The 12,038-nt window shown below is 65.1% G+C and carries 11 protein-coding genes and 1 pseudogene; 5 read left to right on the forward strand and 7 right to left on the reverse strand.

The genetic code is table 11. The features are described from left to right. Positions 1–334 (forward strand): annotated as a pseudogene (locus tag J7E80_RS18355) (UDP-glucose 4-epimerase GalE); the annotation flags it as partial. A 234-nt stretch (positions 335–568) separates the two neighbouring features. On the opposite strand, the gene J7E80_RS18360 reads toward J7E80_RS18355, so the two are convergent. From J7E80_RS18360 to fdxA, 3 genes are all read right to left on the reverse strand, one after another. Next, a complete protein-coding gene (locus J7E80_RS18360; protein ID WP_215053671.1) occupies positions 569–1,852 on the reverse strand; it encodes a citrate synthase in 1,284 nt (427 codons plus the stop codon). A 256-nt stretch (positions 1,853–2,108) separates the two neighbouring features. Next, positions 2,109–3,257: a succinyldiaminopimelate transaminase gene (gene dapC / locus J7E80_RS18365; protein ID WP_215053672.1), complete on the reverse strand. Its 1,149-nt coding sequence runs from the start codon at positions 3,255–3,257 to the stop codon at positions 2,109–2,111. A gap of 9 nt (positions 3,258–3,266) precedes the next feature. Beyond that, positions 3,267–3,593 (reverse strand): ferredoxin, encoded by a 327-nt coding sequence (gene fdxA / locus J7E80_RS18370; protein WP_056636113.1) that lies wholly within the window; start codon positions 3,591–3,593, stop codon positions 3,267–3,269. A 151-nt stretch (positions 3,594–3,744) separates the two neighbouring features. Here fdxA and J7E80_RS18375 point away from each other — a divergent pair, with 151 nt between their 5' ends. Then, on the forward strand, positions 3,745–3,987 hold the full coding sequence (locus J7E80_RS18375) for a hypothetical protein (protein WP_311380876.1): 243 nt from the start codon (positions 3,745–3,747) through the stop codon (positions 3,985–3,987). Positions 3,988–3,994: 7 nt separating this feature from the next. On the opposite strand, the gene J7E80_RS18380 is transcribed toward J7E80_RS18375, so the two are convergent. After that, a complete protein-coding gene (locus tag J7E80_RS18380) occupies positions 3,995–5,314 on the reverse strand; it encodes an MFS transporter (protein ID WP_311380877.1) in 1,320 nt (439 codons plus the stop codon). Positions 5,315–5,337: 23 nt separating this feature from the next. Here J7E80_RS18380 and J7E80_RS18385 point away from each other — a divergent pair, with 23 nt between their 5' ends. Next, positions 5,338–5,847, forward strand: a complete 510-nt coding sequence (locus tag J7E80_RS18385) for a helix-turn-helix domain-containing protein (RefSeq protein ID WP_215053673.1) — start codon at positions 5,338–5,340, stop codon at positions 5,845–5,847. Here J7E80_RS18385 and J7E80_RS18390 read toward each other — a convergent pair. Both J7E80_RS18390 and typA read right to left on the reverse strand, forming a co-directional pair. Then, positions 5,844–6,260 (reverse strand): hypothetical protein, encoded by a 417-nt coding sequence (locus J7E80_RS18390; RefSeq protein WP_311380878.1) that lies wholly within the window; start codon positions 6,258–6,260, stop codon positions 5,844–5,846. The two genes, J7E80_RS18385 and J7E80_RS18390, sit on opposite strands and share 4 nt — an antisense overlap. A gap of 34 nt (positions 6,261–6,294) precedes the next feature. After that, on the reverse strand, positions 6,295–8,223 hold the full coding sequence (typA, locus tag J7E80_RS18395; RefSeq protein ID WP_215053674.1) for a translational GTPase TypA: 1,929 nt from the start codon (positions 8,221–8,223) through the stop codon (positions 6,295–6,297). 272 nt (positions 8,224–8,495) lie between these two features. On the opposite strand from typA, the gene J7E80_RS18400 reads away from it, so the two are divergent. Further along, positions 8,496–9,350 (forward strand): SGNH/GDSL hydrolase family protein, encoded by an 855-nt coding sequence (locus tag J7E80_RS18400; protein ID WP_215053675.1) that lies wholly within the window; start codon positions 8,496–8,498, stop codon positions 9,348–9,350. Positions 9,351–9,496: 146 nt separating this feature from the next. Here J7E80_RS18400 and J7E80_RS18405 read toward each other — a convergent pair whose 3' ends face one another. After that, positions 9,497–11,326, reverse strand: coding sequence for an ABC transporter ATP-binding protein (locus tag J7E80_RS18405; RefSeq protein WP_215053676.1), 1,830 nt, complete (start codon positions 11,324–11,326; stop codon positions 9,497–9,499). A gap of 79 nt (positions 11,327–11,405) precedes the next feature. Between J7E80_RS18405 and J7E80_RS18410 the strand changes: the two genes are divergently transcribed. After that, complete coding sequence (locus J7E80_RS18410) at positions 11,406–12,035, forward strand: PH domain-containing protein (RefSeq protein ID WP_215053677.1); 630 nt, start codon at positions 11,406–11,408, stop codon at positions 12,033–12,035. Positions 12,036–12,038: the final 3 nt, after the last annotated feature.

The following is a 12,038-nucleotide window of genomic DNA, read 5'->3' on the forward strand; positions in this document are numbered from 1 at the left end:
CTGCCTGCGCGACTACATCCACGTCGTCGACCTCGCCGACGGCCACGTCGCAGCCCTGAACCACATCGCCGAACGAACCGGCGTGTTCCGCTGGAACCTCGGCTCCGGCAAGGGCTCCTCGGTCCTGGAGGTCATCCAATCCTTCGAAAAAGCCCTCGGAAACCCCATCCCCTACGAAATCACCGGCCGCCGCGCCGGGGACCTCCCCGCCTTCTGGGCCGACCCCACCTCAGCCCTCGCCGACCTCTCCTGGTCCACCACCAAAACCCTGGACCAGATGTGCGAGGACCACTGGCGCTGGCAAAAAAACAACCCCAACGGCTACACCGCCTAGCACCGACTGCTCCGTAACTGCCCTTATCAGCACCGAAAAGGGCACAGGGCCCACACCGGAGGGTTCCCTGGCCGAGCTTGTGAGGCGAGGGGGCCGGTGGGGACCGATCGATGACAAAAATACGACGGCGGCCGCTCACCTGGAGGGTGAGCGGCCGCCGTCGTCGTTCCGGCAGATAGGGCACATACCGGCGAGGGGCCCGAACCGAGCGTGCGAGGTTTGGGAGGTGGGGATTTAGCGGGCCGGGTAGCTGCGCTCAGGCTCTCCTGTGTAGAGCTGGCGCGGCCGGCCGATCTTTGTGGTGGGATCGCTGATCATTTCGCGCCACTGGGCGATCCAGCCCGGCAGGCGCCCGATCGCGAAGAGCACGGTGAACATCTTCTCCGGGAAGCCCATGGCCTTGTAGATCAGGCCGGTGTAGAAGTCCACGTTCGGGTAGAGCTTGCGCTGGATGAAGTAGTCATCACCCAAGGCCTTCTCTTCGAGGCGCATGGCGATGTCCAGGAGCTCGTCATTGCCGCCGAGCTTGCTGAGGACCTCGTGGGCCGTGGCCTTGATGATCTTGGCGCGGGGGTCGTAGTTCTTGTAGACGCGGTGTCCGAAGCCCATGAGGCGGACGCCGTCCTCCTTGTTCTTGACCTTCTCCATGTAGTCCTCGGGCTTGATGCCGTCGGCCTGGATCTGGCGGAGCATCTTGAGTACTGCCTCGTTGGCACCGCCGTGGGCGGGACCGAAGAGGGCGTTGATGCCGGCGGACACGGAGGCGAAGAGGTTCGCGTTGGACGAACCGACCAGCCGGACGGTGGAGGTGGAACAGTTCTGCTCGTGGTCGGCGTGCAGAATGAGGAGGAGATCCAGCGCCTTGACCACCACAGGGTCCAGCTCGTACTGCTCGGCCGGCAGCCCAAAGCTCAGGCGGAGGAAGTTCTCCACGAGGTTCATCGAGTTGTCCGGGTACAGCATCGGCTGCCCGATCGACTTCTTGTGCGCGTAGGCCGCAATGACCGGCAGCTTCGCCATCAGGCGGATGGTGGAGACTTCCACCTGCTCGGCGTTGAACGGGTCCAGCGAGTCCTGGTAGAACGTGGACAGCGCCGACACGGCGGACGAGAGCACGGGCATCGGGTGCGCATCGCGGGGGAAGCCGCTGAAGAAGCCCTTGAGCTCCTCGTGCAGCAGGGTGTGGTGGCGGATCCGCTGGTCAAAGGATTCCAGCTCGGTGGGGGTGGGCAGGTTGCCATAAATCAGCAGGTAGGAAACTTCCAGGAAGCTGGAGTGCTGGGCAAGCTGCTCGATGGGGTAGCCGCGGTAGCGCAGGATCCCTGCGTCGCCGTCGATGTAGGTGATTGCGGACGTGGTAGCCGCGGTGTTCATGAAGCCAGGGTCAAAGGCGACGGCGCCGGTCTGCTTAAGCAGTTTGGAAACGTCGTAGCCTTCGTTTCCCTCTACAACCTTGATGCGCGGGAGTTCGAGTTCGCCGCCTGCGTGGCGCAAGGTTGCGCTGGTGGTCTCAGTCATGGAGTCCCCTTCATGAGGCATCTGGGCCTCTGTAGAAAGCTTGATCCAACATCAGGTGAGCCGCGCAGGGGCCCCGCACAGGCGGGACATCCAACGGCCGTGCCGCCTTCTTGTAGAAAGCCACCATTGATAGTCAGTTAAAAAGTACCGCCACTTTCTACCTGCCACTAATCCGGAACCGCCAAACGCCCCCTAAAACGCGTCACTTGTGGCGGGTGTCACACTCATTGTTACGGTGCGTCGGCCACCGGCCGTGTCAGGCGGGGGCGGTGAGACGGGCGACGGCGGCGTCAATCCGCTCATCGGATCCCGTGAGGGCCACCCGCACGTAACCATTTCCAGCCTCGCCGTAAAAGACGCCCGGCCCGGCAACGATCCCGCGCTCCGCGAGCCGGGCAATCGTTTCCCAGGTGGCTTCACCGGCCGTCGACCAGAGATAGAGCCCGGCGTGGGAATCATGGATTGTCAGCCCGAAACTTTCCAGGGCGGGAACAATACGCTCCCGGCGCCCGCGGTACAGGTCTTTCTGCGCCTGCACGTGGGCGTCATCCCCGAGCGCCACCCGCATTGCTTCCTGAATCGGATACGGCACGATCATGCCGGCATGCTTCCGGCTGTTCACGAGGTTGGCCATGATGGCGGAGTCGCCGGCGACGAAAGCTGCGCGGTAGCCGGCGAGGTTGGACTGTTTGCTCAGCGAGTAGATCGAAAGAAGTCCCTCATTGGAACCGTCCGAGACGCGCGGATCGAGGATGCTTGGTACGGCCTCCCCTCCGCGCTGAAGGTCCCATTCACCCCAGCCAAGCTCGGCGTAGCACTCATCCGAAGCCACGAGCGCGCCTAATTCACGGGCCTGGTCCACAATCTTCGCCAGTGAGGCGGCACTCCGGACGCTTCCCGTGGGGTTGCCCGGCGAATTGACCCAAACAAGCCTGACCTTCGCACGGGTGGCGGCGTCGAGTTCATCGAGGTCGTCGGCGGCCACGGCCGTGGCGCCGGCAAAGGTGGCTCCGATGTCGTACGTCGGGTAAGCCACCGTGGGACGGACCACGACGTCGCCGGGCTTCAGCCCCAGCAGGAACGGCAGCCAGGCCACGAGTTCCTTGGAGCCTACCGTGGGCATGACGTCGCGGGGGTCAAGGCCGTCCACGCCGCGGCGCCGTGCGAACCATGCGGCGATGGCCTCACGGAGTGCGGGCGTGCCGTGGACAGTGGGATAGCCGGGAGCGTTGGCCGCGGCGCGAAGGGCTTCCTGGATCACCGCCGGGGTGGGGTCCACGGGCGTCCCGATCGACAGGTTGACCGCTCCGCCCGGGTATTCAGCGGCCCTCGCGGCGTAGGGAGCCATGGCCTCCCAGGGGTAATCGGGAAGGCTCAGGCCGAAACTGCGTACAGCTGTAGTCACCTACGCGCCTCAGTGGTCCTGGTTCTGCGGCGGCAGTGCTGCAATCATCGGATGGTCCGTGTGGGTGTTGCCGACCTTTGCGGCACCGCCCGGGGAGCCGAGTTCATCGAAGAACTCAACGTTGGCCTTGTAGTAGTCGGCCCACTCTTCCGGGGTGTCGTCCTCGTAGTAGATGGCCTCGACCGGGCAGACAGGCTCGCATGCGCCGCAGTCAACGCATTCATCGGGATGGATATAGAGGGAACGCTCGCCTTCGTAGATGCAATCGACGGGGCACTCCTCAATGCATGCCTTGTCCTTGACATCTACACACGGCTGCGCGATTACGTACGTCACGTCCCTTGCCTCTCCACGTTGGTCCCGGCGGCTGGCCGGTGTTGCTTCCGGTCTACACGCCGGTCTATCGACTTCCGAGCCTATTATCTCCCAGTCCCGTTCCGCGAACGAAGCGGCGCGTCATACTCGGGAGGCGGCATACGATGAACGCGTGATTCCAACCTCACCTTCGCCCCGCGAATTCCTGGCCACCGCGTCTCCTGGGACGCGGGTGGTGGTGCGCTACAGGATCGACGGCGGGTTCACGGACGCGCTGGGAGACCTCCTGGAGTGCGGCGCAAGTGCCTGCACCGTGCGAACCCGCAGCGCCGACGTCGTGATTCACCTCGACCTCGTCGTCGCCGCCAAACAGGTGCCGCCGCCCCCGCGGCGCAGCGCGCGCCCCGGAATCTGACATGCGGTCAGTTGCCTTCGACCTGGTCCGGCAGTTTGCTCATCCCCATCAGCGGTGAGAACACCACCGGTGCGGCCGCCAGGAAACTGCCGGCCGTGCCGATCCAGATCACGGCCACAAGTCCGATGTGCTCCGCGAGGAGCCCGGAAGCGAGTGCCGCGAGCGGCATGACTCCCCAGACGACGAACCGGATGGACGCGTTCATCCTCCCCAGGAGCCGCGGCGGACACACACGTTGCCGCATGCTGAGCTGCATGATGTTGTAGACGAGGACTACGAACCCGAAGCAGAACTCGTGCAGGAGCAACAGCGCGAGTCCAATCCCGGGCTGTGTGACCATGGCCGCCACAGGCACGGGCACTAGGAACACCGAGCTGGCAACGGCGCAAAGAGGAATAACTGTGCCCTCGCCCAGCCAGACGGCCAGGCGCGGAGCCGCCATGGCGCCCAGCAGGCCGCCAACGGCGCCCGCCCCCATGATCAGGCCCATCCCCTGCGGCCCGAGTCCCAGGTCCCTCAGGATCAGCACCGGCATCATGGTGAAGATCAGCATGCCGCAAAAGTTCATGGCCCCCGTGCAGGCGGCAATGCGGCTGATCAACGGATGCCGGACCACGTAAGCCAGTCCTTCTTTGATCTCGGCGTTTAAGGGGCGCCGGTCAGCCGCCGGGACAGCCATCTCGCGATCACGGGTCCGGGTGAGGAACACGGCGGAGAGCAGGTAGCCGAGGGCCTCCCCCACGAACAGCACCGGTGCCGTGACCACGGTCAGCACTAGTCCTCCCGCGGCGGGTCCTCCAATTCTGGCTATTTGGGCCGTTGCTTCCAGTTTGGAGTTGGCCTGGCCGACGTTGCCGGGGGCAACGAGGACCGGAACATAGCTCTGGTACGACACTTCGAAAAACACCGTCGCCGTGCCTGCGATCGCGGCAATGACATACAGATGCCAGATCTGGAGCATTCCGCCCCACCAGAGCAGCGGAACGGCGGCCATCGCCGCCGCCCTGGCAAGGTCGGCTGCGATCATGGTCCGCCGCTTCAGCCAGCGGTCTACCCAGGCGCCGGCCGGGAGCCCCACAACAAGGAACGCAACCAGGCCGGCGGCATTCAGCACGCCGACCTCAAATTCCGTGGCACGCAACATGGCCACGGCGAGTACCGGAAGCGCCAACTGTCCGATCTGGGCACCGAGCTGTGACATGGCATGGCCCGCCCAGAAGGTGGTGAAGTTGCGGTCCAGCAAGAGGGAACCGGTTTCTTCACCTGCCGCTGTTGGTTCGGCCGTCACCGCATCAGTTTCCAGCCGCGATTGATATATGTCAATCACTTATTGCTGGCTAGACTTGCGCTATGACACCCCCTCCTGAGGGCGACGAAGCCGATCTACTGGCGAAGGGCCGCGCGCTCAGTTCCCCGCTCAGGCTGCGGATTCTCCGTTTATGTCTTCACCAGGCCCGGACCAACAAGGAGATCGCCGAAATCCTGGGGATTAACCCTGCCTCCAGCCTTCACCACGTCCGCACCCTGGTGCGCACCGGGTTCCTGCTGGCGGAGGAGCGCCGGAAGGGGCGCCGGGGGGCTGCCGAGGTGCCGTACATCGCCAGCCGCAAGTCCTGGCGCGCGCCGGTGAACAACGTCTCCCCCATCCTTATCGAGACTTTCCTGCAGGAAACCCGGGATCTACCGCCGGAGGACATCGAGGTCTGGCGGCTTGGCGTGAAATTCAACGCCGCCCGCCGGGAGGAGATGCTGGGGAAGCTCCGCGCGGTGCTGGACGAGTATATGGCGCTTCCTCCAGACGACGACGGCGAGGCCACGTCGCTGATGATCGCCCACCACCGGGACCCGACAGCGGACTAGGCTTGTGCCCCGGCCGCAGGGGCCGGAACCTGCGCCGCCGGCTTCCGGCGGCGATACCGCCGGCACCAGGCAAGCATCAGCACGGTGACGACCACTATTCCGTACACCCAGATGTTCCCGGCCAGATCGCCGGCTATCAGCCGCTTTCCGGGCACCATTGCCGACCACCACCCTGCCAGGAGATAGCAGAGGACCCCGGCGACCGCCGTCGGGACCAGGGAGCGGAAGGAAGCGCCCAGGAAAAGCTGAACGCAGCCCAGCAACACCAGTGCGGCCAACGCGCCCAGAGGCAGCACGACGCCGGCCGTCACTAACTCCTGGCGGTGCAGTGCCGTGCCCGCCATGGCAGCAAAAAGAGCTGCCGGCACGGCGGCGGCCAGACCGCCTGCCATGCCGGCAGCTCTCTTATTCACGGATGGATCCGTCGTGCGGAACGGAACGCGCGGGTTATGCCCGCGCCCTGGCGCGGGTGGCCTTGGCACGCTCGTTCGAGTCGAGGATGAGCTTACGGATTCGGATGGCCTCCGGGGTAACCTCAACGCACTCGTCTTCGCGGGCGAATTCGAGGGACTCTTCGAGGGTCAGGTCGCGCGGCGGCGTCAGGTTCTCGAAGGTGTCGGAAGAAGCGGCACGCATGTTGGTGAGCTTCTTTTCCTTGGTGATGTTGACGTCCATGTCGTCGGCGCGGGAGTTCTCGCCCACGATCATGCCTTCGTATACCTCGGACGTCGGCTTGACGAAGAAGGAGCCGCGCTCCTGCAGGTTGATCATGGCGAAGGGCGTGACGACGCCCGCACGGTCGGCAATCATCGAACCGTTGGTGCGGTATTCGATCGGGCCGGCCCACGGCTCGTAGCCTTCGGAAATGGAGGACGCGATGCCTGCGCCGCGGGTGTCCGTGAGGAACTTGGTGCGGAAACCGATCAGGCCACGGGCCGGAACGATGAACTCCATGCGGCACCAGCCGGTGCCGTGGTTGGCCATGTTGGTCATGCGGCCCTTGCGGGCGGCCATGAGCTGCGTGACGGCGCCGAGGTACTCTTCCGGCACGTCGATGGTCATATGCTCCATCGGCTCGTGGATCTTGCCGTCGATGGTCTTGGTGACAACCTGCGGCTTGCCGACGGTCAGTTCGAAGCCTTCGCGGCGCATCTGCTCCACGAGGATGGCCAGCGCGAGCTCTCCACGGCCCTGAACTTCCCAGGCGTCAGGACGCTCGGTGGGGAGCACCTTGATGGAGACGTTACCGATCAGTTCCTTGTCCAGGCGGTCCTTCACCTGGCGCGCGGTGACCTTGGCGCCCTTGACCTTGCCGGCCAGCGGGGAGGTGTTGATACCGATGGTCATGGAGATCGCGGGATCGTCCACCGTGATCAGCGGCAGCGGCTGCGGGTTCTCGGCGTCGGTCAGGGTCTCACCAATGGTGATTTCCTCGATGCCGGCAACAGCCACGATTTCACCGGGACCGGCAGACTCTGCGGGAACGCGGTCCAGTGCCTTGGTGGCCAGCAGTTCGGTGATCTTAACGTTCTTGAGCTCACCATTCGCACGTGCCCAGGCGACGGTCTGGCCCTTGCGCAGGGTGCCGTTGTAGATGCGGAGCAGCGCAAGGCGGCCAAGGAACGGCGAGGCGTCCAGGTTGGTCACGTGGGCCTGCAGCACGCCATCCGGGTTGTACGTGGGTGCCGGGATGTGCTCGACGATGGTCTTGAACAGCGGCTCGAGGTCCTCGTTCTCAGGCGCGGTGCCGTCAGCCGGCTGTTCGAGGGAAGCGCGGCCAACCTTGGCGGCTGCGTAAACCACGGGAACTTCGAGGATCTTGTCCAGGTCCAGATCGGGAACTTCGTCAGCCAGGTCCGAAGCCAAGCCGAGGAGCAGGTCCATGGACTCGTGGACAACTTCCTCGATGCGGGCGTCGGGGCGGTCCGTCTTGTTGACCAGCAGGATGACCGGCAGGTGTGCGGCAAGGGCCTTGCGGAGCACGAAGCGGGTCTGCGGCAGCGGCCCCTCGGAGGCGTCCACGAGAAGGACAACGCCATCCACCATGGACAGGCCGCGCTCAACCTCGCCACCGAAGTCGGCGTGGCCGGGGGTGTCGATCACGTTGATGGTAATGGTCTCGCCGTTGGAGGACGGGCCGTTGTAGGCGACGGTCGTGTTCTTGGCGAGGATGGTGATGCCCTTTTCGCGCTCCAGGTCGCCGGAGTCCATGACCCGGTCCTCGAGGTGGTTGTGGGCGGCAAAGGAATTGGTCTGCTTGAGCATGGCGTCGACCAGGGTGGTCTTGCCGTGGTCAACGTGGGCCACAATCGCGACGTTGCGCAGGTCACTGCGTGACGCAGTGGCTACCGCAGTGTTGGTGGTGGTTTCAGACATGCGTTATTGCTCGATTCAGTGGTGAAGTCAGCTGTTGTATCGCGACATTTCCAACCGGAACGCACGACGGATCAGACCCTTTAACACAGGGCACCTACAGCTAGTCTAAACGCTCGCCCATTTATTGGCCTAAAATCCGAACGCACACCCTTTCCGGCCTGTTACCAAATCGTGAATCCCGCAGGCCCGTCACGTGAGCAAAATCACTGGCTTTTCCTGAACTGATCCACCACTATTGCTTGGAACACTACGAACAGGCCAGGAGTCCACGGATGCTACAAGTCTCGACGCGGGCCGTCCTGATCACCCTGATGATTGCGGCCAGCGTGTTTTTAGGCGGCTGCGGGACGCCGTCCCAACCGGCCTCCGGCACGGGCGGCTCGTCCCGTCCCCGCGCCGCTTCTGTGGCATCGGCCACCGCCGCGGCACCGGCTGCAGCGCCGGGCGAGGCCGTCGCCGCAGGTTCGTCCCTGGGAAGCGACCTTGCCGCCGTGGATCCTGCCGTCCTGCCGGCGGGATCCCTGTTCCGGAACCCCGCAAACGGCCGTGACGAAGTGATCACGGGCGACACCGAACGCACGGCCCTGCTGATCGGCGATTCGCAGTCCGAACCGAAGGCTAGCTGGCCCCGCCGCGCCCTGGCCGATCTGGGCTACGACGTCTTCTTCTGCGGCAAGGGCGGCACCGGCTACGTCGCCTCCAACGGCGCCACCGGCAACTATGTCGATGCCCTGCAGCGGGGCGACTGGCACCTTCCGTACGGTTTCCCTCCGCTCGTGGTAATCCAGGGCGGCGGCAATGACGCCAGGCAGGGCGCCAGCGACGAACAGATCGTCGCCAACGCGGAGAGCCTGATCACCACGCTCAAGCAGCGCTACCCGGGCGCCAAGCTGGTCATGGTCGGCACGCTGGCCAAGGGCACCGGGCGGCGCACCGAGGTTGATGCGCTGCTGGGATCGGTGGCGGCTGCCCACAGCATCCCGTTCGTCAGTGTCGGTGACTGGCTGACCCGCTACGGCCTCGAGGAGCATCTTGCCGACTCGGTTCACATGAACGACGACGGCCACCGCGCGCTGGGAATGTTGCTGGGCGACCGGCTGGAGGCACTCGGACTAGACCTGGACTAGGCGCGATCGGTCCGCGATCCCGTCAACCATGCAGGACTGAGCGACGTGCAGCAACAACTAACGCGCCGGCCTGACGGCCAGGGAGCCGATGCCCACCTTCGGGTGGACACCGGCTCTTTCAGGCCACTGCAAGATGATGGTTCCGGCTATTCCATTCCGGCGGCGAGCAATTGCTCCCGCAGTTCGCGGCGTTCACGCTGCCTTTCCGGGTCCGGCAGCGGCACGGCCGCCAGCAGGCGCTGCGTGTAGTGCTCCTGGGGATTGCGCAGGATCTGATCCCGGCTCCCCTGCTCCACGATGCGCCCGCGCTGCATGACGCAGATCCGGTCCGCCAGAACGTCTACGACAGCCAGATCATGCGTGACGAAGAGGCACGCGAAGCCAAGTTCGCGCTGCAGGTTCTGGAAAAGCTCCAGAACCTTCGCCTGCACAGACACGTCCAGCGCCGACGTGGGCTCGTCCGCCACCATCAGCTTCGGCTTCAGCGAGAGGGCGCGGGCGATGCCCACCCGCTGCTTCTGCCCGCCTGACAGCTCGTGCGGATACCGGTTGCGGTAGTCGCGTGGAAGCTCAACCTGGTCGAGCAAGGCTTCAATCCGCTTCTGGAGGTCGTTGCCCTTCGCCACCCCGGCGAGGTACATCGGTTCGCCGATGCTTTCGCCGATCGGCAGGCGCGGGTTCAAGGAGGAGGACGGATCCTGGAAGACCATGCCGATGTGGCGCCGCACGTGGTGCAGCTGCTTGCCGTTTTTCTTGGCTGCGGAAATGTCCTGGCCCACGACCCGCATCCGGCCGGCTGCCACCGGGAGCAGCCCCACGGCGGCGCGCCCGATGGTGGTCTTTCCGGAGCCGGACTCCCCCACGAGCCCGACCACCTGTCCAGGGTAGATAGTCAGATTGGCGCCCTCGACGGCCCTGAACGCCGGCACGCGGCCCTGCTTGGGATACTCGATGGCCACGTCGGTCAGTTCAAGGACTGGTTCACCGGCGGGCCTGGCGGATTCCGCAGCAGCCAGCGCCTCAGCGTTTTCTTGCTCCCGGCGTACCAGTTCCCCGTGCTCCACAGACTCAAGTTCAGCATGCGTGACGGCGGCCAAGGCGGCGGTCACGTCCACGGCGGTCTCGGTGTCCGCGCCGCCCTGTCCAAGGTGCGGAACGGCCGCCAGCAGCGCCTGCGTGTAGGGGTGCTGCGGGTTGTGGAAAATCTGCTCGGCGGTGCCGGATTCGACGATCAGCCCCCGGCGCATGACTGCGATCCGGTCAGCGAGGTCGGCCACGACGCCCATGTCATGCGTGATGAGGACGATCGCGCTGTCGAGCTTGTTCCGCAGGTTTCTCATCAGATCCAGGATTTCGGCCTGCACCGTCACGTCAAGGGCCGTGGTGGGTTCGTCAGCAATCAGCAGCTTGGGGTCGCAGGACAGGGACTGCGCAATCATTGCGCGCTGCCGCTGCCCGCCGGACAGCTGGTGCGGGTAGGACTTGAAGGCTTTCTCGGGATCCGGCAGCTCCACCAGGTCGAGCATCCGCAGCGCGCGCTCCCGGGCTTCATCCGGTGACACCTCGTTGTGGAGGCGCACCGTTTCCACGATTTGGGCGCCCACCGTGTAGACGGGGTTCAGGGCCGTCATGGGCTCCTGGAAAATGACGGCCACGTCCTTCCCGCGGACGCTGCGGATGTTGGAGGCGTTGGCGCCAAGCAGCTCCTTGCCGGAGAGCTTGACGCTTCCGGAGACGCGGCTGTTGCTCGGCAGCAGGCCCAGCAGCGCCATGGAGCTGGCGCTCTTGCCGGAACCGGATTCGCCAACGATGGCCAGCACCTCGCCGGCGCGGACTTCGTAGTTAAGTCCGACGGCGGCCGGAACCCACTTCTTCTCCACGCCGAAGTCGACGCTCAGGTCGCGCACCTCAAGGACGACAGCGCCCTTGCTGTCGGGATCGGACCGGGCGGGGCCGGGGATGATGTAGTCAGACATGTTGGGGTTTTCCTTCCACCCGGGACAGCGGAGCAGGAGAAATTAGTGCTGCGGCCCGAAGTCCTGAATTATTGGGGGCATGAGCACTGCGCCGCACGCCGAAAATGCTGTGACCTTCAAGGCCCGCACCAACAAATGGTTTGCGGCGCTTGCCTGGCTCGTGGCCGGCGTCGGCCTTGTCAGCACCGCCGCAACGGGCGGGGCGGCATCCATGCTCGGCATCGGGCCGCTGCTGCTGATCGGATACCTTGGCTGGCTGTTGTTCTGGCGCCCTTCGGTCGTAATCCATGACGCCGGCGTCCGGCTCGAGAACCCGTTCCGGTCCGTGATGGTGCCATGGGCTGCCCTCGTCCATGTGGACACGCGGTACGCGCTGACCCTCGTCACACCGTCCGGAAGCTATGGCGCCTGGGCGGCGCCTGCCCCCGGGATCTGGGGCGGACGCAACGCGCGCCCCGAGGATCTCCACGGCCTGCCAGGCACCACCTATGGCCCCGGGAATTCCGTTCGGCCCGGCGATTTGAAGAGCACCGACTCCGGGCAGGCCGCGCAGTTGGTCCGCGCCCGCTGGCAGCAGCTTGTTGAAGCCGGCGCCATCAACGCAGGGAACGCTGCCATTACCCCCGTCTCGATAACCGTCCGCTGGCTGCATGTTGGCGCCACCGCGCTGCTGCTCGCGTTCAGCATCTGGGGCGTGGCGCTGCTCTAGGGC

The sequence above is a fragment of the Arthrobacter sp. ISL-28 genome (assembly GCF_018613875.1).
GTDB lineage: Bacteria > Actinomycetota > Actinomycetes > Actinomycetales > Micrococcaceae > Arthrobacter.

What these genes read in the sequence shown, in the direction of transcription:
- J7E80_RS18360 (WP_215053671.1), bottom strand. Translation starts at nt 1,852, where the DNA reads ATGACTGAGACCACCAGCGCAACCTTGCGCCACGCAGGCGGCGAACTC.
- J7E80_RS18385 (WP_215053673.1), top strand. Translation starts at nt 5,338, where the DNA reads ATGACACCCCCTCCTGAGGGCGACGAAGCCGATCTACTGGCGAAGGGC.
- typA (WP_215053674.1), bottom strand. Translation starts at nt 8,223, where the DNA reads ATGTCTGAAACCACCACCAACACTGCGGTAGCCACTGCGTCACGCAGT.
- J7E80_RS18400 (WP_215053675.1), top strand. Translation starts at nt 8,496, where the DNA reads ATGCTACAAGTCTCGACGCGGGCCGTCCTGATCACCCTGATGATTGCG.
- J7E80_RS18405 (WP_215053676.1), bottom strand. Translation starts at nt 11,326, where the DNA reads ATGTCTGACTACATCATCCCCGGCCCCGCCCGGTCCGATCCCGACAGC.
- J7E80_RS18410 (WP_215053677.1), top strand. Translation starts at nt 11,406, where the DNA reads ATGAGCACTGCGCCGCACGCCGAAAATGCTGTGACCTTCAAGGCCCGC.